Annotated in this window: 27 protein-coding genes; 10 read left to right on the top strand and 17 right to left on the bottom strand. The window is 63.1% G+C overall.

Features of this window, described 5'->3' with window-relative positions:
* Window positions 1–7: 7 nt before the first annotated feature.
* The 6 genes from EJ079_RS16085 to EJ079_RS16110 form a co-directional block, all read right to left on the bottom strand.
* On the bottom strand, window positions 8–817 hold the full coding sequence (locus EJ079_RS16085) for an RNA methyltransferase (RefSeq protein WP_127809488.1): 810 nt from the start codon (window positions 815–817) through the stop codon (window positions 8–10).
* A 164-nt stretch (window positions 818–981) separates the two neighbouring features.
* Window positions 982–1,326 carry a metalloregulator ArsR/SmtB family transcription factor gene (locus EJ079_RS16090; protein WP_013529913.1) on the bottom strand — a complete coding sequence of 115 codons (345 nt, stop codon included), beginning with the start codon at window positions 1,324–1,326 and terminating at the stop codon, window positions 982–984.
* Window positions 1,327–1,476: 150 nt separating this feature from the next.
* On the bottom strand, window positions 1,477–2,256 hold the full coding sequence (locus EJ079_RS16095; RefSeq protein ID WP_127809489.1) for a HugZ family protein: 780 nt from the start codon (window positions 2,254–2,256) through the stop codon (window positions 1,477–1,479).
* Between the two features lie 31 nt (window positions 2,257–2,287).
* Window positions 2,288–3,397 (bottom strand): CaiB/BaiF CoA-transferase family protein, encoded by a 1,110-nt coding sequence (locus EJ079_RS16100; RefSeq protein WP_245481878.1) that lies wholly within the window; start codon window positions 3,395–3,397, stop codon window positions 2,288–2,290.
* A 70-nt stretch (window positions 3,398–3,467) separates the two neighbouring features.
* Window positions 3,468–4,229 (bottom strand): 3-hydroxyacyl-CoA dehydrogenase, encoded by a 762-nt coding sequence (locus EJ079_RS16105; RefSeq protein ID WP_127809490.1) that lies wholly within the window; start codon window positions 4,227–4,229, stop codon window positions 3,468–3,470.
* 61 nt (window positions 4,230–4,290) lie between these two features.
* Window positions 4,291–4,827, bottom strand: coding sequence for an N-acetyltransferase (locus tag EJ079_RS16110; RefSeq protein WP_127809491.1), 537 nt, complete (start codon window positions 4,825–4,827; stop codon window positions 4,291–4,293).
* Window positions 4,828–4,856: 29 nt separating this feature from the next.
* Between EJ079_RS16110 and EJ079_RS33320 the strand changes: the two genes are divergently transcribed.
* Both EJ079_RS33320 and EJ079_RS16115 read left to right on the top strand, forming a co-directional pair.
* Window positions 4,857–5,021 (top strand): hypothetical protein, encoded by a 165-nt coding sequence (locus tag EJ079_RS33320; RefSeq protein WP_164748917.1) that lies wholly within the window; start codon window positions 4,857–4,859, stop codon window positions 5,019–5,021.
* 77 nt (window positions 5,022–5,098) lie between these two features.
* Window positions 5,099–6,091, top strand: coding sequence for a glutathione S-transferase family protein (locus tag EJ079_RS16115; protein ID WP_127809492.1), 993 nt, complete (start codon window positions 5,099–5,101; stop codon window positions 6,089–6,091).
* 1 nt (window position 6,092) lies between these two features.
* Here EJ079_RS16115 and EJ079_RS16120 read toward each other — a convergent pair whose 3' ends face one another.
* Window positions 6,093–6,587 (bottom strand): NUDIX domain-containing protein, encoded by a 495-nt coding sequence (locus tag EJ079_RS16120; protein WP_127809493.1) that lies wholly within the window; start codon window positions 6,585–6,587, stop codon window positions 6,093–6,095.
* Window positions 6,588–6,640: 53 nt separating this feature from the next.
* Here EJ079_RS16120 and EJ079_RS16125 point away from each other — a divergent pair, with 53 nt between their 5' ends.
* Complete coding sequence (locus EJ079_RS16125; RefSeq protein WP_127317849.1) at window positions 6,641–7,564, top strand: metallophosphoesterase; 924 nt, start codon at window positions 6,641–6,643, stop codon at window positions 7,562–7,564.
* On the opposite strand, the gene EJ079_RS16130 is transcribed toward EJ079_RS16125, so the two are convergent.
* From EJ079_RS16130 to leuA, 4 genes are all read right to left on the bottom strand, one after another.
* Window positions 7,548–8,165 carry a hypothetical protein gene (locus EJ079_RS16130; protein WP_127397201.1) on the bottom strand — a complete coding sequence of 206 codons (618 nt, stop codon included), beginning with the start codon at window positions 8,163–8,165 and terminating at the stop codon, window positions 7,548–7,550. The genes EJ079_RS16125 and EJ079_RS16130 overlap by 17 nt on opposite strands.
* A gap of 114 nt (window positions 8,166–8,279) precedes the next feature.
* Entirely contained in the window at window positions 8,280–9,083 is an 804-nt protein-coding gene (locus EJ079_RS16135) for an alpha/beta fold hydrolase (protein ID WP_127811348.1), read from the bottom strand.
* A 198-nt stretch (window positions 9,084–9,281) separates the two neighbouring features.
* Window positions 9,282–11,057, bottom strand: a complete 1,776-nt coding sequence (locus EJ079_RS16140; protein WP_127809494.1) for a hypothetical protein — start codon at window positions 11,055–11,057, stop codon at window positions 9,282–9,284.
* Window positions 11,058–11,241: 184 nt separating this feature from the next.
* Window positions 11,242–12,981, bottom strand: a complete 1,740-nt coding sequence (gene leuA / locus EJ079_RS16145) for a 2-isopropylmalate synthase (RefSeq protein WP_127809495.1) — start codon at window positions 12,979–12,981, stop codon at window positions 11,242–11,244.
* Window positions 12,982–13,403: 422 nt separating this feature from the next.
* On the opposite strand from leuA, the gene EJ079_RS16155 reads away from it, so the two are divergent.
* Window positions 13,404–14,570 (top strand): ATP-grasp domain-containing protein, encoded by a 1,167-nt coding sequence (locus tag EJ079_RS16155; RefSeq protein WP_127271680.1) that lies wholly within the window; start codon window positions 13,404–13,406, stop codon window positions 14,568–14,570.
* A gap of 4 nt (window positions 14,571–14,574) precedes the next feature.
* Entirely contained in the window at window positions 14,575–15,351 is a 777-nt protein-coding gene (locus EJ079_RS16160; protein WP_127809496.1) for an esterase family protein, read from the top strand.
* Window positions 15,352–15,723: 372 nt separating this feature from the next.
* Here EJ079_RS16160 and EJ079_RS16165 read toward each other — a convergent pair whose 3' ends face one another.
* Window positions 15,724–17,259 (bottom strand): MFS transporter, encoded by a 1,536-nt coding sequence (locus tag EJ079_RS16165; protein WP_127809497.1) that lies wholly within the window; start codon window positions 17,257–17,259, stop codon window positions 15,724–15,726.
* A gap of 147 nt (window positions 17,260–17,406) precedes the next feature.
* On the opposite strand from EJ079_RS16165, the gene EJ079_RS16170 reads away from it, so the two are divergent.
* Both EJ079_RS16170 and EJ079_RS16175 read left to right on the top strand, forming a co-directional pair.
* On the top strand, window positions 17,407–18,300 hold the full coding sequence (locus tag EJ079_RS16170) for a LysR family transcriptional regulator (RefSeq protein ID WP_127269787.1): 894 nt from the start codon (window positions 17,407–17,409) through the stop codon (window positions 18,298–18,300).
* A 129-nt stretch (window positions 18,301–18,429) separates the two neighbouring features.
* Complete coding sequence (locus EJ079_RS16175; protein ID WP_127809498.1) at window positions 18,430–19,509, top strand: siderophore-interacting protein; 1,080 nt, start codon at window positions 18,430–18,432, stop codon at window positions 19,507–19,509.
* 7 nt (window positions 19,510–19,516) lie between these two features.
* On the opposite strand, the gene EJ079_RS16180 is transcribed toward EJ079_RS16175, so the two are convergent.
* The 5 genes from EJ079_RS16180 to EJ079_RS16200 form a co-directional block, all read right to left on the bottom strand.
* Complete coding sequence (locus EJ079_RS16180) at window positions 19,517–20,620, bottom strand: AbrB family transcriptional regulator (RefSeq protein ID WP_127809499.1); 1,104 nt, start codon at window positions 20,618–20,620, stop codon at window positions 19,517–19,519.
* Between the two features lie 91 nt (window positions 20,621–20,711).
* Complete coding sequence (locus EJ079_RS16185; protein WP_127809500.1) at window positions 20,712–20,957, bottom strand: type II toxin-antitoxin system Phd/YefM family antitoxin; 246 nt, start codon at window positions 20,955–20,957, stop codon at window positions 20,712–20,714.
* 28 nt (window positions 20,958–20,985) lie between these two features.
* Window positions 20,986–21,294 (bottom strand): putative quinol monooxygenase, encoded by a 309-nt coding sequence (locus EJ079_RS16190; protein ID WP_023809886.1) that lies wholly within the window; start codon window positions 21,292–21,294, stop codon window positions 20,986–20,988.
* A gap of 63 nt (window positions 21,295–21,357) precedes the next feature.
* Window positions 21,358–22,137, bottom strand: coding sequence for an SDR family oxidoreductase (locus EJ079_RS16195; protein ID WP_127270549.1), 780 nt, complete (start codon window positions 22,135–22,137; stop codon window positions 21,358–21,360).
* 150 nt (window positions 22,138–22,287) lie between these two features.
* Complete coding sequence (locus tag EJ079_RS16200; RefSeq protein WP_127809501.1) at window positions 22,288–22,725, bottom strand: DsrE family protein; 438 nt, start codon at window positions 22,723–22,725, stop codon at window positions 22,288–22,290.
* Between the two features lie 102 nt (window positions 22,726–22,827).
* Between EJ079_RS16200 and EJ079_RS16205 the strand changes: the two genes are divergently transcribed.
* The 3 genes from EJ079_RS16205 to EJ079_RS16215 all read left to right on the top strand — a co-directional run bounded on the left by EJ079_RS16205 (window position 22,828) and on the right by EJ079_RS16215 (window position 24,626).
* Complete coding sequence (locus EJ079_RS16205; RefSeq protein ID WP_127809502.1) at window positions 22,828–23,931, top strand: hypothetical protein; 1,104 nt, start codon at window positions 22,828–22,830, stop codon at window positions 23,929–23,931.
* 66 nt (window positions 23,932–23,997) lie between these two features.
* Entirely contained in the window at window positions 23,998–24,243 is a 246-nt protein-coding gene (vapB, locus tag EJ079_RS16210) for a type II toxin-antitoxin system VapB family antitoxin (RefSeq protein WP_023760667.1), read from the top strand.
* Window positions 24,240–24,626, top strand: a complete 387-nt coding sequence (locus EJ079_RS16215) for a type II toxin-antitoxin system VapC family toxin (protein WP_127809503.1) — start codon at window positions 24,240–24,242, stop codon at window positions 24,624–24,626. Before vapB ends, EJ079_RS16215 begins: the two co-directional genes overlap by 4 nt.

The following is a 24,626-nucleotide window of genomic DNA, read 5'->3' on the forward strand; positions in this document are numbered from 1 at the left end:
GGCCTCCTTAGTCTAGAATTGCTCTAGCCGAAAAATGATGCAGCGCGATGGCTGAAGCCGCGGCGACATTCAGGCTGTCGAAGCCTTCCGCCATGGTGATCCGCACGTTGCGCAGGCTTGCGAGCAGGTCGTCCGGCAAGCCTTCGCCCTCGGTGCCGAGATAGAGCGCCAGGCGCTTGCTGCGCTGCGCATCGCGGATGTCGGTCTTCCCGCGTGGCGACAGCGCGAATTGTTCGAAGCCACGTCGGGCGAGCATCGTTGTGAAGCCGGCGGTGTCGGAGAACGATGCGAAGGGGATCTTGAGCGCGGCGCCGACCGAAACGCGGATCGCCTTGCGATAGAGCGGATCGCAGCATGTCGCATCCAGCAGAACCGCGTCAGCGCCAAAGGCGGCGGCGTTGCGGAAGATCGAGCCCACATTGTCATGGTTGGCGATGCCGACGAGCACTACGACCAGCGCACGAGGCGGCAAGCCATCGAGCAGGGCTTCGGCCGGCTGCGGCTCTCCCTTGCGGCCAATGGCAAGGATGCCGCGATGCATGTGAAATCCGGCGATAGCGTCCATCACCGCGCTTGTGGCGACATAGACCGGGAGGTCGGCGGGCGCCTTGCTCAGGATGTTGTCGAGACCTGCCAGCCGGTTTTCCAGGACCAGGATCGATTCGGCGGCAAAGCGCCCGGTCGAGAGCAGCAGGTCGAGCACCACCTTGCCTTCGGCGACGAAGCGGCCTTGCCGGCCGGCGAGGTCACGCTCGCGAATGTCGAGATAGGCAGCGACGCGCGGATCTTGCGGGTCGTCGATGCGAATGGGATCCATGCATTCCTCGCGACCGTCGCATCGGCCCGAAAATCCGGACCGCTTCCCGGCGCTAACCTTGTTTGGAAAGCACGATGCGACGATTCGGGACAGTCAGCCAGCTCTGTACGCCCCGGATGGGCGCATGTCGCTCTGAAATCGCCGGCGAGATCGGCGCTATGTGGTCAGGTTCCAGCACGGCGCAAACGGTGCGCCATCTGGGACAGATCATCCTTGCCGCTGCCGAAAATGCCGTCCAGCATGACAAGCAGTTCTCGCACGGCGTCGGATTTGCAGGAGTAGTAGATCATCTGCCGGTCGCGGCGGGTGTCGACAAGGTCGAGCGCCCGCAACTTGGCGAGATGCTGGGACAGGGCGGATTGGCTGAGCATCACCTTCTCGGCGATGGCTCCCACCGACATTTCACCTTCGGCGAGGTAGCTCATGATCAACAGTCGCTTCTCATTGCCCATCAGCATGAGAAACTCTGCCGCCGATTCGGCGTTCACGATTAGCTTTGTCGAGACCATCGATCCCCCATGCTTCCTGTTCATCCCGACGCCATGGGGGCAATGGCGTCTGATTCCAAATTCACTTGTCGATCGGCGCTGGCGATTCAGCGTCACCAAAAGGTAGAGCATTTCACTTAAATCTCAAGTGTTGCTTTTGGTCCAGCATAATTAAGTCTCCGTCCCGGCGTCGACAATGGCTCGGCCGGCCTTGGCCATATCGATCAGAACGTGCCGCAATTCGCCTGCCTCCACCAAAGGTTGTGGGTAGAAGACCCGGCAAACATCGTCGCCCGACACCAGGTCCATGCCATCGGCATCGAATCCGGCAACACGCCAGCCGTTGCCGGATGCCCTTGCGAAATGCTGTGCGTAGACGGCGATCGCGTCGACATGGTCGGCGTTCATGTGGTCGATGGCCGATTGTTCGCGCGTCGCGAGTTCCTCGACGATCGGTCCGCTGGTGAGCAAATCCGATTGATCGAGCTGATAGGCCTTGCCGAAGCCGCCGTTGAGGCTGGCGCGTTGCGGACCGAGGCGAAAGATCGAAAAGTCGCCGAGACCGGCGTAAAGTTTCGCCTTGGGATTGTGATTGAGATAGCGGCGCTCGACGCGGGCGTGTTCGGCAGATCCGCGCTCAAGCCGCGCCGCCTGGCAGATCAATGTCAGGCGCGGGTGCGCCAGCGGGTCGCCCTTGCCCGGTTCGCCGAGCAACAGGGAACAGCGCGGATCGGCAAGCAGGGCGCCGGTGTGCGCCGAAAGCATCGACACCAGGATCAGCGGCGCGCCATCGATGTCGGTGGCCACGCCGACCCTGCTGGCCAGCGGCGAGCCGGTTTGCGGTTCGATCACCGCCAGGGCGCCAAAGCGGGCGCTGCGCAGAAGCGTCTTCGCCAGCCGGATCGCTTCGGCGTCCGTCTCGCGGATCACGTCCTTTTTCGGCTCGTCCAAGGCAGCACCGCAGTAAGTTGATCCTTCTTCTCTAGTTATCGGTCAGCAAGCCGGATTTGACAAGGCCGTCGATCTCGGCTTTCGCAAAGCCGAAACGTGCCAGTATTGCCGATGGTGACAAATCCTCATTGCCTGGCATAGTGGCCAATGTCGGTTGCGAGCTTGAGAAACGCGGCGCGGGGGCCGGGCGCTCAAATGCACCTGTCGCCACAGAGGCGTTGCGTGCCCGATTGTGCGGGTGGTGCTTCGCCTCTTGCAGCGACAGGACGGGTGCAACGCAGGCATCGGTTTGCGCGAACAGCAGGTCCCAGTCGTCGCGCGATTTCTGGCGGATCCGATCGGCAATGGCGGCGCGCATCGGCGGCCACAGGGCCTTGTCGTACTGGCCGGACGCAAAGCGTTCGTCGAGCGGCAGCAGCCTGGCGAATTCGGCGAATTGCGGCTCGAGGCAGCCGATGGCGATGTGCCCGCCATCCGCCGTCTCATAGGTGTCGTAGAACGGGGCGCCGGAATCGAGCAGGTTCGCGCCGCGCTTGTCGCTCCACAAGCCGGCCGCCGTCAAGGCGTGCAGGGGCACCGCCAGCATCGAGGCACCGTCGACCATCGCGGCGTCGATGACTTCACCCTTGCCCGTGCGCGAACGTTGGAACAGGGCGGCCAGCACGCCGGCAATCAGCATCATGGCGCCACCGCCATAGTCGGCGACAAGGTTGAGCGGCGGGACGGGACGGCTGCCGACATGGCCGATGGCGTGCAGCACGCCGCTATAGGCGAGGTAGGTGATGTCGTGGCCAGCGCGGCCGGCGAGCGGGCCGTCCTGACCGAAGCCGGTCATACGGCCGTAGATCAGCGCCGGGTTGCGCGCCAGCGCCGTTTCGGGGCCGAGGCCAAGCCGTTCCATGACACCCGGGCGAAACCCTTCGAGCAACATGTCCGCCTTTTCGGCAAGGCGCAGCAACAGATCGGTGCCTTCACGGCGCTTCAGGTCGAGGTGCAGGAGGGCGCGGCCATGGCGGTCGATGTTGTACTCATCCGGCAGCGACAGGAGTTCGCTCGTCCCCATCCGTTCGATGCGCAGCACTTCGGCGCCCATCTCCGACAGCATCAGGCCCGCCAGCGGCACCGGTCCGAGTCCGGCCATCTTTGATCACCTTCAGCCCGGCAAGCGGGCCGGTTTTAGCGGCAGCGGACAGGCCGGTGCTCATGACCTTCTATTTCGGCGCCATGCGAATGGCGCCGTCGAGACGAATGGTCTCGCCGTTCAACATCTGATTCTCGATGATGTGCAGGGCGAGAGCGGCATATTCGGACGGTTCGCCCAGGCGCGACGGGAAAGGCACGGCGGCGCCCAGCGAATCCTGAACTTCCTGCGGCATGCCGGCCATCATCGGCGTCTTGAAGATGCCGGGTGCGATGGTGCAGACGCGGATGCCGGAACGTGCAAGATCGCGCGCCACCGGCAGCGTCATGCCGACGACGCCGCCTTTGGATGCCGCATAGGCGGCTTGGCCGATCTGGCCATCATAGGCGGCAACCGAAGCGGTGTTGACGATGACGCCGCGCTCGCCGCCCTGCAGCGGCTCGAGCTTCGACGCGCGCTCGGCGGCGAGGCGGATCATGTTGAACGTACCGATCAGATTGACCTCGATCACCTTGCGATACTGATCAAGGGGATGGGGACCATCCTTGCCGATCGTCTTCACGCCGATGGCGATGCCGGCGCAATTGACCAGGATCCGCGGCTCGCCAAGCTTGGCGGCGACGTCGGCGAGCGCAGCGGTTCCGCTGTCGGCGCTGCTGACGTCGCACTGGACGGCAATACCACCGATCTCGGCCGCGACCTTGGCCGCGCGGTCAATGCCGACATCGAAGATGGCGACGCGAGCGCCCTTGGCGGCCAGCGCGCGCGCCGTTGCCTCGCCAAGGCCGGAGCCGCCGCCGGTGACGATCGCGATCTGGCCGTTCGGGTTCATGGCGTCATCCTTTGATCTCAGGAACAGTGGGACGGATCAGGCGCTAGATCGACGGGAAAGGTCAAGCCATCGCCGCGACAGGATCGGCCACCCTGGCCTGATCGGCGTGGCAGACCTCGCCCAAGAGCCTGGCGACCGCGCCCGGCGCGATCTCGTGCGACAGCAGCCGGTCGAGATCGACGGGGCGCGGCATCGAAATCTGGCCGCGCGGAATCCGCTTGAAACCGAGCGGCCCGTAATAGGGCTCGTCACCGATCAGCATGACGGCAGGTGCGCCGGTCTTGGCGGCGGCCTCCAGCGCGATTGCCACTAGCCGGCGGCCGATGCCGAGATTCTTGAAGGCCGGCCGCACCGCGAGCGGCCCGAGCATTAGCGCGCGGCCTGCACCGGCGGCGATGCGGGTCATGCGCACCGAGGCGACGACGATGTCGCCATCGACGGCGACAAAGGACAGCGAGCGCTCGTGCCCTCCGGCTTCACGAATCTTGTAGGCGGCCAGCACAAAGCGGCCGGGCCCGAAGGCTTCGTCGTTGATGGCTTCGATCTCGGGGTCGTGCGCCGGGGTTTCCGGCAGGTATTTCACGTCGGCAAGGCTCATGGTCTTTGCGTTCCGGTAAGGAGGAAAGGTTGCTGCAAACGGCAGCGTTCGCCAGTCAGCGCTTCATCAAGCGCGGGCGCCCTTTCGTCGTCGGTAAAACCGGATCGAAGCAAAATCGAACATGCGGATTGTCCGCTAGCATCAATTTCCCGCCGCTGCAATCGGCCGTTTTGTTCGTCATTTCCGCCAAGTGACGGTCTGTTCAGCACCTGACGTCTTCGACAGGGCAGCCTTGCGCCTACATCAACCAACAGGACGCAAGGAGATTTGTATGGGAATGCTGGTCGAAGGAAGGTGGCAGGACCGCTGGTACGATACAGCGGACAATGGTGGCAGGTTCGTGCGGACGCAGTCGCAATGGCGCGACTGGGTCACCGTTGACGGGGCGCCTGCCGAAGGCCGGACGCGTGGTTTCAAGGCCGAGCCCGGCCGCTATCACCTCTATGTCTCGCTTGCCTGTCCGTGGGCCCACCGGACGTTGATCTTTCGCGCGCTGAAGAAGCTGGAAGGCGTCATATCGGTGTCGGTGGTGCATCATTTCATGGGCGCCAACGGCTGGACGTTCGTGGCTGAGGACGGCGCCACGGGCGACATGCTCTATGGCCTCGACTTCCTGCACCAGATCTATGCCAAGGCCGATCCCGCCTATTCGGGCCGGGTGACTGTGCCGGTGCTGTGGGACAAAAAGGAGCAGACCATCGTCTCCAACGAGTCTTCCGAAATCATCCGCATGCTGAATTCAGCCTTCGACGAATGGGGCGACGCCAGCCTCGATTTCTATCCGAAGGCATTGCGCGGCGAGATCGATCGCATCAATGCGCTGGTCTATCCCGCGGTCAACAACGGCGTCTATCGCGCCGGCTTCGCCACCACGCAACGCGCTTATGAAGAGGCGTTCGGTGAAGTGTTCACAGCGCTGGATGCGCTGGAGGAGCGGCTGTCGAAGCAGCGCTATCTCGTCGGTGGTCCTATCACCGAGGCCGACTGGCGGCTGTTCACCACGCTGGTGCGCTTCGATCCGGTGTATGTCGGCCACTTCAAATGCAATCTGCGCCGTATCGCCGACTACCCGAACCTGTCCAACTATCTGCGTGATCTCTACCAGGTGCCTGGTGTGGCCGGGACGGTGAACATGCATCATATCAAGGCGCACTATTACGGCAGCCACCAGACGATCAATCCGACGCGGATCGTGCCTGTCGGACCGGATCTGGATTATGCCGCATGGCACGACCGGGCGCGCTTCGAGAAAGCGGCAGCCTGATCTACCAGTAGGGCGAGGGCTGCTCGCCGTCAAAAACCTCGGCGATCCGGCGCAGCGTCGCCGGCGTCGTGCCCTGCGGCAAGCGGTCGAGCGGGAAGAAGCCAGCTTCGGCGATTTCGTGATCCGGCCGCTTCGGCGCCGTCTGGCTGAAATGCTCGAGCAAATAAAAGCCGACATGGTCGCGGCGGCTGGAGCGGCGGTTGAAATGCATCGATTTGAACACCGGCGGGGCGGTGAGAGCGATGTTGCCTTCCTCGGCCAGTTCACGGGCCAGTGCCTCGTTCATCGTCTCGCCGACTTCGACGCCGCCGCCGGGCAGCTGCCAGCCTGGTACGTAGGTATGGCGAATGAGGAAGACGGACCTGGACGCCCTGTCGTGGATCAGGCCGCGCACGCCAAGCGTCATCGGCCTCCGCAGCACGAAATAGAGATGGAACAGCCTGGCCCTCAAACCTGGCCAGCCGGTCTGGCGGAAGGCATCTTCAGGGCTCGTCATTGATAGCGAAACCGTGGGTGGAAAGCCGTGCGCGGGTCGCCTATGAAGGTTGTATGTTCAGGCTCGCGCATATTTCTGATGTCCATCTGGGGCCGCTCCCCGATGTATCCTATCGCGATCTCGCCTCCAAGCGCGTGCTCGGCTATGTCAACTGGCAGCGCAACCGCCGCCGCCATATGCATGATGCGGTCATCGACACGATCGTCGCCGACATCAAGGCGAACACGCCTGACCACCTCGCCGTCACCGGCGACCTGGTCAATCTGGCGCTCGACGGCGAGATCGAGATGGCCAGGCACTGGTTGGAGACGTTAGGGCCGGCGCATGATGTTTCGGTCGTTCCGGGCAACCACGACGCCTATGTGCCAGGCGCCTTCGACAAGGTCTGCCGATCCTGGGCGGCGTGGATGAGCGGCGACGGCGTCAACACGCCGGTCGATCGCAACGCATTTCCCTATCTGCGCGTGCGCGGCAACGTCGCACTGATCGGTGTCTCGACGGCGCGCGCCACGGCGCCCTTCATGGCCAATGGTTTCTTCATGGAGGGCCAAGCGAAGCGGCTCGGCAAAATCCTCGGGGATACCGCCGGACAGGGGCTGTTCCGCGTCATCATGATCCATCATCCGCCGGTGCGCGGTGCGGTCCCGCAGCACAAGCGGCTGTTCGGCATTGCCCGCTTCAACAAGATCATTCGTCGCCACGGCGCCGACCTTGTGCTGCACGGCCATTCGCATCTGCCGTCGCTGTTCTTCATAGGCGGTCGCGGCGTCAGGATCCCGGCGGTCGGTGTCGCTGCCGCCGGCCAGGCGCCGGGCGGCAAGAACCCGGCGGCGCAGTACAATCTGTTCGACATTGACGGCGAGACGGGCAATTGGCGGATCCGGCTGACACGGCGCGGCCTGACCGGGCCGTCCATACCGCCATCCGATCTGCAGACGGTGGAGCTTGGCGCCGAGGCCGCTATGGCCGCAAATTGACAACCATGGCCACGATGCGGTCCCAGAACAGGACGACCGACACCACAAGGCCGACCAGTGCGCCGGCAGCGATCAGGCCAAGCCCGGACAGAAGGGCCGACCAGCGTTTGCCGCGCTCCGCTGCGCGCAGCGGCGGTTCGGCTTCCGGCACATAGGCACGTTTCAGGCCGGCGACGGCGGGTTCGACGCCGCCTTCCAGCATCCTCTGACGCTCGACGATGCGCTCGGCGACATAGCGCGTCACGGAATCGGCAACCGGCTTCATCTCGGTGGATTCGGCAAGCACCACTCGGCCGATACGGGTGTCCTTGAGGAAGCGATAGGTCCGGCGGTCGCGCCCCATGGCGACATGGCTGATGGCGTCGATCCACAGGCGCGGCTGCAAGCCGGACGAGACGACAAAGTCGAAATTGTCCATGTCGGCCGGAACATCGGCAAAAACCGGTGCCAGTTCGGCGGCGAGCAGATCGAGACGCATGCGATGCGCCTCGCGCATGTCGACGACGACGTCGTCGCGGTCGGCGAAGGCATTTTTGACATCACGGATGGCATCGGACAGTTTCTTGGACTGGTCGATGGTCTTCTCGCCTGCTTCCTTCATCGGCGTCCGCCTCGTAGGTTTGGTTAACACCGGGTTAACACAGCCGCCGGCAAAATGCACTGGCGAGATCGACGGCCCCGGGGTGTCCAGGAAGGTTGTCGTGCGCGAAAAAGGTCAGCTGGCTGCTGCGGCGAATTTCTGGCGGTGTGGCCTGGCGCGACGATTGGTGTTCCGGCGAATGATCTCGGCAACAAGGTCGGGGGCTTCCTCAGCCAGCATATGGCCGGCCTCCAGCACGTGGTGCACGTGAAAATGCGCCGGCAGGTCATCCGCCTGGGTAAAGGGCAGCACCGCATCGCTGATTCCCCATGCCACCATCACCGGCATGTTCAGTCCATCGAGGCGATCGTGCGGGATGACGCCTTGCCGACCGTCCACGGTCATGGCGGCTGCGATCTCGACGAGCTTTTCGAGTTGGCCGGGTCGCCTGCGCATTTCCCAAAGGGTGTCCACCGTATGTTCGAGCGGCGGGGCTGAAGGTCCCGACATGACGGCGAGGCAGGAGCGGATCTCGGACCGATCCGCGGCTTCGGCATAGCGGCGCAACAGCGGTCCATTGATTTCTGGGCCAAGGCCGCCCGGCGCCAGAAGCGTCAGCGAGGCTATCTTTTCGGGCTCGGCCAGCGCCATCAGCGCCGCCACGGCACCGCCCATCGAGTGGCCCACGAGATGAACGCGCTTCAGGCGACGCTCCGAGAGATCGGCGAGCACGGCCTTGGCTGCCACCCTGGCGGGACCGGCGGCGGGAAAATCGAGCGACAACCCGTGCCCAGGCAGATCATAGGCCAGCGTATGCGTGGAAGGCGTCAGGGCGGAAATCACCTCGCGCCATACATCATGGCAGCCGCCGAAACCGTGCAGCAGGACGATGGCCTTCGAGCCAACACCCTCTTCGGCGGCAAAAAGTGATGCGGTCATGAAAGCTGATTTTTTGTTATTGCAGAATGCGCGACACCCAATGGTGGCTGAATTGCTCCTAGTCCAACGTGATGACCAGTAAAATTTTCGCGATTTGTACGGTTGTGTACAGAACTTGGCGACCAATCGGCAATCGGCGATCGGAGCGCAGGAAATCCATCGGGACGCGGCACAGCCAGTACGCGGACGTCGATGGTGTCAGCTTGGGCTGCCGAGCCCGGCAGCGCGGAGTGCCTGGACCAGCCGGTCGGTCAGGTCGGCCGGATATTTCCGCTCGACGAAAGTCGCCCGCGGATCGGCGGCAAATTTGGGGAACTCGGTGGTCAGTTGTTTCAGCAGCGTGCTCACCAGATGATCCTGTCCGGCAGCCTTGGCGCCGATCAGCCGCGCCGCCAGATAGTGTGATTTCGTTGCCGTCGTTCTCAGGGCCATGCTGGCTGCGACCGCCTTGTTCATGTCGCCGAGCATGAGCTCACCGACGAACAGCCCATAATCCCACCATGTCGGGTGCCCGCTGAAGGTCTCCGCCGCATGATCGAGGATCGGCGTTCCCTCAGCATATCGTCCGGCGAAGATCAGCCTGTAGCCGTAAGCGGCGGCCATGCCGAGATCGTAGGGATTGAGTTCATAGGCCTTGCGCATCCAGCGGATCGCTTCGTCCGTATTGCCGAGGCGTGAACTGACATAGCCGTAGGAGCGATGGGCATAAGGGCTGGTCGGACCCATCTGCACGCCGCGATGGGCAAACTCGACGGCTGTCTCAATCGTCGCACTGGGCGGATAGGCGTAATGATCGGACACCGCCTCGAGATGCAGGGAAGCAAGTTCCGAATAGACGAGCGAGGACTTGGTTCCACCATTGGCCAGCTTCTCGAGGCAACGGTAGGCTGCCTCATGGGTCCTGGCGTTCTGGTCGAGGTAATATTTGCCGTTGAGCAGCAGACATTGCGTCAGACCGTTTGGCGTGCCGGTCTGCTCGATATAGTTGTAGATGGTGCCGGAGGCGGGGAGTGCCGAGCTCAGCATGTCGGCGATACGGTCTTCGACCGCGGCAGGTGCGCTGTCGGCGGGGGTGAGATTGCGCGATAGAAGCACCCGTCCGGACGCCATGCTTTGCAGTTCTATGGTGATGTCGCCCGCGTCCGGTCCAGATAGGACGTCGAATATGAAGCTCGTCGCGTCGTCGGCCGGATCGCCGACGGTGTCGCGGCCGATGAAGTCGATCGTATTGAAGCCACTCAGGCCGGCGCGCAGCGATGCGGCGACACGGCTGGCGTCGGGGCCGTCAGCCTTCAGTCCGATATAGACTTGCGGCAGAGCGTCAGCCCTTGCCGATGCCGTGATGCTTGCGGTTGCGCCAGCGATCTCCGGCATTGCCGAGATGTCGCCGCCTGCCAGCAAGGCAGTGCTGCCCTGGCGAAGGATCAGTACGCCCAGCATGGCGATGACCAAGGCGATCGCCATCCAGAAAAAGCGGAGATGGCGCGCCACCGAGGGGGCAGGCGAAGACGGTACGGAAGCCAGAGACATCGCCTCCAGCATGCCCGTGCCGGCTTCGTTTGACCGATCGGCGGATGCGGCGCCGTCCAGCCTGAGTTCGGGAACCGCCTCGGCAATATCCGGCAGGCGGATCGCGTTCAATTCATAGGCAGGAACATAGCCGCCGCGCGGAATGGCGATGCGGACCGGCTCGGCAATTCCCTCATTGGCAAAATAGTGCTGCAGAAGCTCGCGCAGCCTGCCTGCCTGCACACGCACCACGGCATCGGTGGACGGATCGAAGTCGCCGTCCTTGCCGAAAACATCCATGGCAATGGAAAAGCCCTTGAGCCTGTCGGCTTCGCCGGCCTGTTCACGTTCGACAAGATAACGCAGCAGCTTGCGCGCGCGTTCGGATCGGCCGAACGTTTGGCTGGCAAGCAGTCGCTCCAGTGTCTCGCGCACTGCGGGGGCGGCAGGCGTGGCATGCTGCAAGTGTCGATCCTCTCGAAGTCGGCACAGGTTGAGGCGCGATCATATAGGTCCCGCACCACCACACAAGTATACACCCCGTTATGCGATCACGTACCCACCGGATAATTCCGCGGTGGTTAATGGCCCGAAAGATCGGAACCGATCACCAGGTTGGGTGGGTTCCGATCTTTGTTCCCGTCGGGCGTCAGCCGGCTTTTTTACCGACGATACGGTTCGCGGCAGACATCACCGCCTCCAGTGAGGCGGCGACGATGTTGGTGTTGATGCCGGCGCCGAACAGCTTGCCCTGGGGATACTCCATCTCGACATACGAAATGGCCGACGCGTTCGAGCCGCGCTGCATCGAGTGCTCGGAATAGTCGAGCACCGACATCTCGACGCCGACATGGCGCGACAGCGCATTGACGAAACCATCGATCGGGCCGGTACCCGTGCCTGTAATCGTCACTTCCTTGCCGTCGTCGAGGATGACCGCCTCGACGACGCGCCGGCCCTTGATCTCGGTGCTGGGATAGGTGTGGTGATCGAGGAATTTCAGCCGCGCGCCGGGCTGGTCGACATAGGTCTCGATAAAGCGCTCGTAGATGCGCCTGGCCGGCACTTCCTTGCCCTCGGCATCGGTGATCGCCTGGATTTCCTGGCTGAACTCGATCTGCAGATTGCGCGGCAGGTTGAGGCCGTAATCGGCCTGCAGCACATAGGCGATGCCGCCCTTGCCGGACTGCGAATTGATGCGGATGATGGCTTCGTAGCTGCGTCCGACATCGGCCGGGTCGATCGGCAGATAGGGCACTTCCCACAGGCTCGTATTGGCCGTCTTCAGCGCCTTCATGCCCTTGTTGATGGCATCCTGGTGCGAACCGGAAAAGGCGGTGTAGACGAGTTCGCCGACATAGGGATGGCGCTCGGGGATCTTCAACTGGTTCGAATATTCGTAGACGTCCTTCATCCGGTTGATGTCGGAGCAATCGATCAAGGGATCGACACCTTGCGTGTACATGTTCAGCGCCAGCGTGACGATGTCGACATTGCCGGTGCGCTCGCCATTGCCGAACAGCGTGCCTTCGACGCGGTCGGCGCCGGCCATCAGGCCGAGCTCGGTGGTGGCTATGCCGGTGCCGCGGTCATTGTGCGGATGCAGCGAGACCAGCAGGTTTTCCCGGTTGTCGAGGTTGCGGCACATCCACTCGATGCGATCGGCATAGATGTTGGGTGTCGACATCTCGACCGTCGAGGGCAGGTTGACGATCAGCTTGTTGTCCGCCGTCGGCCTGACGATCTCGGTGACGGCGTTGCAGATCTCCAGCGCCACTTCGAGTTCGGTGCCGGTAAAGCTTTCCGGCGAATACTCGAAACGAAAGCCTCCGCCGGCCTTGGCCGCCATGTCGGTGATCATCTTGGCGGCGTCGGTGGCGATGCGCTTGATGCCGCCGACGTCCTTTTCAAAGACGACGCGACGCTGCAGCTCGCTGGTCGAATTGTAGAAATGGACGATCGGGTTGGTGGCGCCCTTCAGCGCCTCGAAGGTGCGGGTGATCAGCTCCGGTCGGCACTGCACCAGCACCTGCAGCGAGACATCGGCTGGCACGTTGCCTTCCTCGATGCACCAGCGGGCAAAGTCGAAATCGGTCTGCGATGCCGACGGGAAGCCGATCTCGATCTCCTTGAAGCCCATGTCGAGCAGCAGGCCGAACATGCGTGCCTTGCGCTCATGGCCCATCGGATCGATCAGCGCCTGGTTGCCGTCGCGCAGGTCGACCGAGCACCAGATCGGCGCCTTGTCGATCACCTTCGAAGGCCAGGTCCGGTCGGTGAGGCCGACGGTCGGATAGGGCTGATATTTGCGAGCCGCGTCGGGCATCCCTTTGGCCGAAACCGTGTCGGCTACCGCGGCATCGGAGCGGATTTCTTCTCGTGCGTTCATCGTCGTTTCTCCCGGCGGCTCATGGATCCACCTTCGGTGGATTGATGGCGAGCGGCGCCTTTACCAGAATTTCGTTCGCTTGATGTGATTGCCAAGGAGCATGCGCTTGCGCGGCGGTTCGACCGCCGGGCGCTCCTTCAGCGAACCCGGCGATCGCCGATAAGGCCGAGAAGAAGCAGGGTCGAAGCCAGCGCGCGCACGGTCTCGCCGGAAAAACCGGTCGAACGGGAAGCGTTGGTGGCGCGCGTGTTCATGGCGGTTCTCTTACAGGAGCGGCTTGTGAGAGGCAAGTGGGGGCCGCGTGGCGGCCGTGATCTGTCTGATGTTGTCCCGAACATGCGCGCTCTTCCCCACGCGCGGCAAATGCGCCAGACTCGGGCATCGACAGGGTTTCGATGCCCCTGTCGCGGGAGGGGTCGTCCATGAATTTCGTGTTCTTCTCGCCGCATTTTCCCGCCAACGGCGCGGATTTCTGCGACCGTTTGAAGAAGGCCGGGGCCAGGGTGCTCGGTATCGGCGACGCGCCCTATGACGCGCTCGACGCCAAGCTGAAAGCAGCCCTTTCGGAATATTACCGCGTCGCCAACATGGAAGACTACGATCCGGTGTTTCGGGCGATGGGGCATTTCGTCCACAAATGGGGCCGTATCGACCGTTTTGAATCGCTCAACGAACATTGGCTTGAGCTGGAAGCCAACATACGCACCGACTTCAACATCTACGGCACCAAGCTCGATTTCGTGAAGAACCTTAAGCGCAAGAGCCGCATGCGTGCCTTCTTCCGCAAGAGCGGCGTCGACACCATCGCGCAGCGCAAATGCTCCGACCGTGCCGGGGCCATGACTTTCATCCGGCGCGTCGGCTACCCCGTCGTGGTCAAGCCCGACAGCGGTTCCGGCGCATCGAACACCTTCAAGATCTCCAACGCCAAAGAGCTCGACCAGTTCTTCCGGGACAAGCCCGAGGACGTGACCTTCGTCATGGAGCAGTTCATCGAGGGGCTGGTGGTGACCTTCGACGGGCTGGTCAACCGCGACGGCGAGGTGGTGCTGGCGGCCAGCCACCGCTACGACCAGAGCGTCATGGAGGTGGTCAACAAGGACCGCCATATGAGCTACACCTGCTTTCCCAGGATCAGCCCGGCGGTCGAGGAGGCCGGCCGCAAGATCCTGAAAGCATTCGACGTACGCGAACGCTTCTTCCACATCGAGCTGTTCGAGACCAAGGACGACCGGGTCATCGCGCTGGAGGTCAACATGCGCCCGCCCGGCGCCTGGATGACCGATGCGATCAACTATACGTTCGACATCGACGTCTACGCGGCATGGGCCGACATGGTGGTCAGGGATGCCGCCGGCGGCCCTTACGAGGGGAAGTATTTCACCGCCTATGCCAGCCGCAAGCGACGCCTCCACTATTTGCACAGCCATGAGGACGTGCTAGCCGCGCAGCGCGATAAGATCGTCCACCATCAGGCCATCGAAGAGGTTTTCAGCCGCGCCATGGGAAATTACGCCTACCAGATGCGCTCGAAGGACGAAGCAGCGTTGCGTGCAGCGGTCGCGTACATCCACGCGGAAAAGGCGTGAGGCGATGGACATTTCCTATCACAAGAATTTCTCGAGCCAGCTCGGCCGCGACATGGAATACAAGCGCTACGGCCATGCCGGCCGGCCGGTGGTGGTGTTCCCGACCTCGCAGGGCCGGTTCTACCAGTTCGAGGATTCCGGCGGGGTGGGCGCACTGGCCGAATTCATCGACACCGGCCGCATCCAGCTGTTCACGGTCGACGGCGTCGATTCTGAATCCTTCTTCGACAAGCATGCCGACGCCGCCCACCGCATCGCCCGCCACGAGGCCTATTTCCGCTATGTGCGCGAGGAGGCGCTGCCGGACTTCCTGTCCACAGCCGAGCAGGCCAATGGCGGGCGCAAGCTGAAGCCGCTGTTCTCGGGCTGTTCGATGGGCGGCTATCACTCGTCGAACTTCGTCTTCCGCTTTCCTGAACTCGCCAGCGGCGTCATTGCCCTGTCGGGCGTCTATTCGGCGCGCGACTTCTTCGGCAAAGCGCTCGAGGGCGACATTTTCTACAACTCGCCGCTCGACTATCTGCCCGGCATCGTCGATCCTAAACTGCTGGCCCGGTTGAAGACGCTCAGGCTGATCTTCTGCTGCGGCCAGGGCGCCTGGGAAGAGCGGATGCTGGTCGAGACGCGCAAGTTGGAACAGATCCTGCGCGACAAATCCATTCCCGCCTGGGTCGATTACTGGGGCGGCGATGTCAGCCACGACTGGCCATGGTGGCACAAGCAACTGGTCTATTTCTTCGGCCGTTGGCTGGATGAGGACCTGATGCACAGGCTGGATTGAGGTGCATTGATATTCAGGTGAGGCTGGCCTGCAAATGACGGCTTCCTGCGCTTCCGGTGCTCACGTACTTAAGTACGCTCCGCTCCGGTTCTCGGAAGCCACCATTTTCGACTCAGCCTGACCTGAATCTCAACGCACCTCGGGCACGGACGAATGATCTCTCCCGACCCGATCCGCCGTTTCGTCGAGGCCCCAATGCCGGCGACACGGAAGCCTCTCTCGTCGCGTTTACCGCCGACGCATCCCTGAGCGACTGGGACGGTCTTTCCGGGCGCGAGCAGATCGCGCTGGAACCAGTCGAACAATATCGGCGTTGGCATCGTCCGTATCACACTGGACGGCGATCGTATTTCGAGTTTGGTGATCGCCTGACTACCCTTCCTGGCCTGCCGGCAGAGCGGCGGTCTCGTCTTCCGACGCCGATCCGCGACGCAGGCCAAGGAAGACGACGATGGCGGTCATGACGGTGATTGCCGCCAGCACGATCAGCAACCTGTCGAACGCCGCCTCGTAGGCCTGGACCAGAACAATGGCTCCAGCCTGGGGCGGATGTTGTGCTGCTTCGCCGAGATTGCCGGTCACCAGCAGTTGGGCTGCCGCTGCTGCCTGCGTCGAAGATGCCGTTCCCTGTGCGGCGAGATGCGCGGCGGTAAAGCCGGAAAGGGTCGCCATGACGATCGCCAGCGCCACGCCCTCGCAAGCGACGCGGGTGGTGTTGAAGATGCCGACCGCCATGCCGGCGCGCTCTCTCGGCACGACACTGACGGCGAGCCCGTCCATCAATCCCCAAGGCAAAGCGATGCCGACGCCGATCAGCATCAGCGGCGCCACCAGCGCACTACCGACCGGTGGTGTCAGGCTCAGCCAGACAAGCCCGGCGGCAGCGACGAGCAGGCCGACGCCGCAGATCGTGGCCGGCGCGATCCAGCGCGCCAGCTGTCCGGCGAGCATCGGCAGGATCAGCAGCGGGCCTGATAGGCAGATCATCAATTGCCCGGCCTTGATCTCGCTCATACCCTCGATGCCGATGAAGCGGATCGGCAACAGGACGAGCAGGACGACGAAGGCGTAAGCGGGTGCCGCAGCCAGAAACTGGACGCCGACGAAGCGAGGATAGGCAAACAGCGTGAGATCGAGCATCGGCCGTTGTGCTCGCCGCTCGACAACGACGAAGGCGACAAAACAGATGGCAGAAGCGGCCAGAAGGGAGACGACAAGGGGATCGGCCCAGCCGCTCTGCGGGGCCTGGAGCACGCCATAGGTCAGCGACGCCAGCGCGATCGTGAAGGTGCCGGCTCCCGCCCAATCTAGGCCCGTCGCATCCGGGTCGCGCGATTCCCTGATGGTGCGCAGGCCGAGCATGGCGGCGGCAATCGCGAGTGCTGCAACCAGAAGAAAGATCGACCGCCAGCCGAATGCAGAGATGAGCAGGCCCGACGCGATCGGGCCGAAGGCGAGGCCGACGCCGAAACTGGTGCCGAGGAAGCTGAAGGCGCGCAGCCGCAACGGCCCTTCGAATTCCTGGGCAAGTGCCGAGGCGCCGCCAGCGAAGGCGGCCGCACTGCCGATACCCTGCGCGGCGCGGAAAATGTCGAACCAGATGATGTCCGGCGCCAGCATCGCGCCCAGCGACGCCAGGACATAGAGGGAGAGGCCGACGAGGAAGAGGCGCTTGCGCCCATGATTGTCGGCCAGAGCGCCCGACGCCATCAGGGTGGCGCCGAAGGTCAGCATGAAGGCGTTTGTCACCCAGTTGAGCTCGATCGGACTGCCGTCGAGATCGGCCGCGATGCGCGACAGAGCGACGGCCGGACCGGTGAAGGTCAAGGGCATCGTCATCGCGGCAAGGCACACGGACAAGAGCACGAGCCATCTCTCGGCAGAGCCGGTTGTGGTCCTGGAAGTCATGGATTTCCCTATCTGAAACAGTACTCGCCGGTGGCCCGCGCCATTGCGGAGCCGGTCGTGATGACAAGATAGGTCGTCGGCATTTCAGGAAAAATGGTGTTATATCTCCTGGCATATCGGATTGAAACGCTCGAATGGAATGACGCAATGGATCGTCTCAACGGGCTCCTGGCCTTCGCCCGCACCGCCGAATTCGGCAGTTTCGTCGCCGCCGGGCGGGCGCTTGGCATCTCGGCTTCCGCTGTCGGCAAAAGTGTCGCCCGGCTCGAGCAGGAACTCGGCGTGCGGCTCCTGCAGCGCAGCACGCGGCGCATTGGCCTGACGGAAGAGGGCAAGCTGTTCAACGAGCGGGTGCGCCGCATCCTCGACGACATCGACGATGCCGAGGCGATGCTGTCGCAGACACGGGAAACACCGCGTGGGCGGCTGCGCATATCCACCCCGATCGTCACCTATCATCTGCTGCTGCCGGTGCTGTCGGAGTTCATGGCACGCTATCCCGAGATCGAGCTCGACATCGATTTCAACGACCGGATCGTCGACGTCATCGACGAGGGTATCGATGTCGCGATCCGCAGCGGCGAACTGCCGGATTCGCGCCTTGTGTCGAGACCCGTTGCGCCCTTTCGCATGCTGCTGTGCGCGGCGCCCTCCTACCTGGACCGCCATGGCGCCCCCAGCGTGCCGGCTGATCTCATCAGACATTTCGGCATAAACTTCCGCTTCCTGAATAGCGGCAGGCTGCTGGAGTGGCCGTTCACTACCGGAAGCGCCGAACCGCAGATCCGCTCGATGCTGACCTGCAACAACATGGAAGCCTTGAAGGGCGCCACGCTCGCCGGCCTCGGCATAGCTTGCATGCCGGATTTCCTGGTGCGCGAGGCGCTGCACGAAGACAGGCTGCGTACCGTCCTCGATGGTCATGTCGACGGCCGTGGCCAGTTCCGGATGCTGTGGCCCTCCAATCGCCATCTGTCGCCGAAGGTGCGCGTCTTCGTTGATTTCCTTCCCGAGCGACTTGCTGCGACAAGCGGCTCGTAGCCAACTCATCGAATAAATATGATTATTATTGTCATGTTTCTGTGGAAACATCGGAGCGGCTGTGGCATGCCGCTGACGGTGAGGGTGCCGCGCGGCGCCTTGCCCGAACCGTTTCGAAGGACTTGAGCGATGGACCAACTTAGCGCGCAAACCCGGATCAGCGACGCGGCGATCAGATCGGTGATGGACCGGCTGCGCGCAGAGCACAGCGAATTCGAGATTGACACTGGCGTTGCCGACCAGTGGGAGCTCCGCCTCTACTACGGCTCGTTGAGCGCTACGCTCGATGATGAAAGCGTGCTGATCCGCGTCGCGGCGACAGACGAAACCTGCCTGTCCTACATGAAGATGACGGTCGCCGGCCATGTCGCCGAACATCTCGGCACGACCAAGGGCATCCATTGGCAAGGCGACGGCAGCGACGCCGGTACTCCGGTCTTCTTCCGCGAGATCATGGTGATGTCGTCGACGCGGATATCGGCGCATATGCAGCGCCTGCGCTTCGCCGGCAAGGATCTCGGCCGATTTAGCCATGGCGGCCTGCACATGCGGCTGCTGCTGCCGCCGCCTGGCCGCCGGCTGGTTTGGCCGACGATGGGCGCTGACGGCTTGATCGTCTGGCCTTCTGGCGACGATGCGCTTGCCGTGCGGGTCTACACGATCCGGGCGCTGGATGCCGCAAGCGGTTGGCTCGATGTCGATTTCGTGTTGCACCCCGGCCAGAACACGCCCGCCGCCACATTCGCGCAAAACGCACGGGCGGGAGACGTCATCGGCATGATCGGACCCGGCGGCGGCGACGCCCCGGTGGCGCAGACCTTGCTTCTGCTCGGCGACGACACCGCGCTGCCCGCCATCGGCAGGATTTTGGAGCATCTGCCGCCATCAACACGTGCCGAGGCGCTGATCGAGGTCGATAGCCCGGATGACCGAATGGCGCTGGCGCAAGGGGACAATATCGACATCACCTGGCTTTACCGGCGCGGCCTCGATGCCGGCACCGCGGGCCTATTGTCGACCGCCTTGCGTGAGCGCAATCACATGGCGCTTGCCGACGGCCTGTACGTCTGGGCAAGTTGCGAATTCGGCGATTTCCGGGAGATACGCAAGATCGTGCGCAAGCAGTGGGGCCTGCCGCGCGACCGGCACCTGGTTACGGCCTACTGGCGTCGGGATGCGCATAGCGTGGGCGAGGGCGGCGAGGACTAGTCGCTGCTTATTGCCTGACGCTTCTGGCCACCAGCCGAGCGACGCTCGGGCCGACCAGCAGCACGATCAGGAAGCGTGCCGATTGCAGGGCCATGACGAAGGAGATGTCGACGTTCTGCGCGGCGGCGGCGATGATGGCGATGCTGTCCATGCCGCCGGGGCTGGTCGCCAGATAGGCGGTCAGCGGATCGATGCCCAGGAGATGGCTGATCAGGAAGGCAAGGCCGCCGCAAAAGGCGATCAGCGCCACGATCGAGGCGATGATCTGCGGCAATGCGCGCGTTGCATGGCGCAGGATCGCCCTTGTGAAGTTCAGGCCGATCGACCAGCCGACCATGGCGTAGCTGACGGCCAGCAGCCATTGCGGCAATTGCATCTCCACGCCCAAGCCAAGATGGACGACGGTGCCGAAGATAAAGGTGCCGAGGAAGAAGGGCGAGGGCAGCCGGAAAATCTTTCCCGACAGGCCGCCAACCAGCGCGATGCCGATGGTGGCGGCGAAGGCCTGGCGGTCGATCGGCGGAAACCAGACGATGGGCGGGATTTCGACGCCCGAGGTGTCGACCCACATCTTGGCAACGAGTGCTGCGGTCATCGAGACGAAGATGACGCGCAGATATTGCATGAAAGCGACGAGACGCTGGTCGGCACCGAAGGCACCGGCCATCAGCACCATGGCGGTGGCCGCACCCGGCGACGAGCCCCAGACGGCGGTGGTGCCGGGCAGGATGCGCCAGCGGCTGATCAGCCAGCCGAGCAGACTGGAGGCAGTGACGGTCGCCACCACGACGCCGAAAAACAGCGGCCATTCCTGGTAGAAGACCGGAAAGATGTCGGCCGAGATCGAGCTGGCGACGAGGCAGCCGACGATCGCCTGGGCGGCGCCGAACAGAAGACGCGGCACACGCACCGTGGCGCCATTGGTGCCGGCGACGATGGCCGCCAGCATCGGTCCGATCAGCAGCGCCGCCGGCAGGGTGGCGAGTTCCAGCGCGCCGGCAAACAGCAGGGAAACAACCAGCAGGGCAAGCCACTGCCAGAGCTTGCGCATCCGCGCCATGCGCTCGAGTGTGGGCAGGTCCGGGGATGGCTGCTCGGCCGCGGAATCCATGTTTCGGTCTTAGACCCGCAGGGCGAAAAATGCGAACCGCGATTCACAGAAAAATGATTGTTTCACCCGTCCAAGTGTCGAGTAACAGGTTTCATAAGCCGGCGTCGAACCGTTGCTCGATCTCATTGCGACCCATGCGGTCGAAATCGTCGGGGACAGAAAACTGGCCCTCCATAAAACCGACCCGTCGCGCCTGCAGCGCCGGCTGTTCGATCGGCACGATTCTGGCCAACGGCTTGCCGGATTTGGCAATAACAAACGACTCGCCTTGGGCTGCACGTCTCACAAGGCGCGACAGATGGGCTTTCGCATCGCGAATGTTTACTGTCTGCGTCAAAGGTTGCTCCTCAAAGTTGGCATCGAACTCACCCCGTCTTGCCGTCAGCCAACCCGAAGCCGCCGACGGGGTGGGTTTCGACCTGGAATTCAAAACCGGCGATGAACGGCCGCGCCTTGGCGATCGCCGCCTGGACTTCGGGAAGCTGCAGCGAGGCCTTGTGGCTTTCAGCGTCGGTCCACACTTCGGTGACCCAGATCGCGTCGGCATCGGCGGGGTCGCGCGCGATGATATAGCTCAGGCAGCCCGGCAGGGCGCCTGTACTGTCGCGCAGAAGGTCCATGACCGCGTCACGCTGGCCGCGCGCCGCCCGCATTTTGCCGATCAGTCCGTACATTCCGTTGTCTCCCTTTGAGGTTTTCGACAAGAACATGCAGACCGCCAGTATGCCGGTAGCCGTTCAAGGCATCAACTGGCCGCCATTCACCTCGATCACCTGGCCGGTGATGTAGCCGCTGAGAAGGTCCGAAGAGAGGAACAGATAGGCGCCGACGCAATCCTGCGCCGTGCCGGCGCGTCCCTGCGGAATGGTGGCGACCATGCCCTTCATCTGCTCGTCGGTCGAATAGCGCTCGTGGAACGGGGTGAGAATGGTTCCGGGCGCTACCGCGTTGACGCGGATGCCGAAGCCGATCAGTTCCTTGGCCATGCCGCGCGTCACATTGGAGACGAAGGCCTTGGCCGAGCCGTAAAGCCCGGCGCCGCCGCCGGCGCCGTTGCGCGCGGCGATCGAGGAGGTGTTGACGATGAAGCCGCCCTGTTTCTTCAGCCACGGGATCGCCTTGCGCGAAGCAGTCAGCACCGAGCGCGCATTGAGGTCCATCACAGCGTCGTAATGCGCCTCGGTCTGCTCGGCATAAGGGATGCGGCCAAGCATGCCGCCGGCATTGTTGACCAGCCCGTCGAGGCGGCCGAAATATTGCGCGCTGTCCTCGACGACGCGCTCGACATCGGCGGCAACGGAAAAATCGCCCTGAACGAGAAACACCTCGCCGCCCTTGTCGGCAATCGTCAGGCCGAGCTTCTCGGCGGCGTCTTGACTCGAATTGTAGTGCAGCGCCACCTTGCATTTCTGCGCTGCATAGGCCAGCGCGAGCGCCGCTCCGATGCCGGTCGACGCACCGGTGACCAGCACTGCCTTGCCGGCAAGATCGGGTATGCTGAGTGTGGTGGCTGGCACGGTTCTTCCTCCGGGAGGTCTGCCTGTCCTTCGTAGGCCCTTGCCACCCCGGTGTTCAAGCCTTTGAGCAATTCAAGGAAACGTGTGGAGCGGTTTCCCGGCAAAGCGAGTAGCGCTTTCCCTCGGGGAATTTGCGCCAAACAAACCGCTCTACGGATGCAGATAGGCGTAACCCTGGCCTTGCAGTTCGGCGAGTTTGACGACGCCGCCCTTGTCGGCGGCATGAAACCCGGCGAGCAGGTCGGGGAGCGAAATATCCATGCCTTGCATGGTGTTGGCGCAGGCTTGGGGTTCCAGCCCCTGCCGCACCAGGCCGGCGAAGCGCCCGGAAATCGCGGCCGATATGCCTTTCGACTTGAAGGCCGCGAGCGCGGGGCCATGCACGACCAGCACGATGTCGACATTGCCGCCGGTGCCCTCATAGTGGTTCTTGATGTTGCCGAGCACGAAATTGACCTTGTCGGTGTCGCTCAAGTGGTAGGCGACTTTTTGCCTTGCGGGCTCGGTGGCGGCTGCCTGTGCTGCCCGCAAACCGAGAAGCGTTCCGGTTCCGGCAAGAACCGCGCGGAACATATCGCGCCGACGCATGGAATCCTCCTCCGCTTGGCGGCCCGCCGCGAATTGCGTGGCTGCGGCCGCAATACTAGCATAAATTGACGTTGCGTCCTGTCGATGCGGAGGAGAGATCACATGGCGTTCAGGGCAGGGGAATGGAAGACAGTCGCCGGCGCCGGGTTTGGCGCGGCGCTGCTTGGCTTGCTTGCCGGATCGGCCTCCGCCGACGATGCGCTGAAGCTCACCGAACTCAGTCCGAACGGCGCTGATGCCTGTTTCGGCCGCGTCTATGATGCGGGGCATCTCAAGGCGCACCCGAAGCAGAAGGTGACGCGGATCTTCTTCTACTACGGCCATGATCCGGTCAGCCGGCCGAACGAGGAACCGACCGTGAATTCCGACACGTCCTACAATGCCTTCATCGCCACCACCGTGCGCGGCGCCAAGTCGCCGGAATGGGCCGGCGGCTGGTGCAATCATGCGTCCGAGGACGGCAAGACAGGCCCGGTTCATTGCGGCATGGAATGCGACCGGACGCTTGCGTCGCTGAAGGTCGACGACAAGGGCCGGCTGTTCCTCTCGGATCTGCAGCCCGACATCTATCTCGATGCCGGTTCGGAAGAAGAACTTGGCGCTGCGGAATATAGCAGGCAGGCACTCGGCAAGGATGACGACAATTTTCGCCTCGACCCGATCCCAGCGGCGACCTGCAAGGCGGAGTTCGCGCGCATCGATCCGGTCGACCCGGCGCTAGGCCCGCCGCTGCGCGAGCGGCTGAAGCCGGACCAGGCCTTCTGCTATGGGCGCGACTACGATGCAGCGCATCTCGCCTCGCACCCCGATCAACTCACCCGGTCGATCCGGGTTTTCCGCGGCAAGGTAGAGCTGGCGTCCTTCGCCCCGGGTGGCGACGCCGCCAACTGGCCAGACGGCGCCGACATTGCCGTTACCGTCACCACACGGCAGGGATCGGCTGAGGTGACGCAGACCTATTCCTGCCAGGGCGAAGCCGACCAGTGGCGCTGCGCGGCCAGTTCGAAGATGAGCGATTTTTCCTGCGACATCGCGCAGAAGGAGATTTTCCTCAAGCGTGGCCTCAATGGCACGATAATGCTGGCAAATCCCAACAGTGCACTCGCGATCGTCGACCTGTGTTCGAAGGCCGCCGATGGCAAGACGAAATCCGACGACAAGGTCTATCGGCTGCAGCCGATGCCGCAATCGGCCTGCTCGCCCTGAGCTCGGACTTGTCTATGTCGCCATGAAGGGATATATCTTTGCTATATCTCATTTGAGGATAGCATGATGGACAAGGCGAAAGTGTTCTGGTCGGGCCGGTCACAAGCTGTGCGTCTGCCCAAGGAGTTCCGTTTCGAAACAGATGAGGTTTCGATCCGCCGTCACGGGCAAACCGTCATTCTGGAACCGCTTGCGCAGGACTGGGCGTGGCTAGACCAAGTGATCGGACCGCTTGATAACGATTTCGCCGAGGCGGCGCTCGAACGTCAAGACGGGCAGGATCGACCTGCCTTGGATGACGTTTTCAAGTGATCTACCTGCTCGACACCAATGCCGTCATCGCGGTCATCAAGGGCGACGCGGGTCTGTTGGCGTTGCTGAAACGGCACAGGCCGCAGGACTTTGCCCTCTCTGCGATCGTCGCGCACGAACTGTACTATGGTGCTGAAAAGAGCCAGCGAAGAGCTGAAAATTTGGCGCGCATCGAAGCTCTGCAGTTCCCGGTGCTCGAATTCGACCGAGAAGACGCAAGACATGCTGGGGAGATTCGGGCAACGCTTGCGACGTTGGGAACTCCGATCGGTCCCTACGATGCGTTGATCGGTGGGCAAGCGCGCGCTCGGAACCTTACGCTGATGACCCGTAATGTCCGGGAATTCGAGCGGATAAAAGATCTCTCAATCGAGACCTGGTGA

It is taken from the genome of Mesorhizobium sp. M7A.F.Ce.TU.012.03.2.1, assembly GCF_004006095.1.
Lineage (GTDB): Bacteria > Pseudomonadota > Alphaproteobacteria > Rhizobiales > Rhizobiaceae > Mesorhizobium.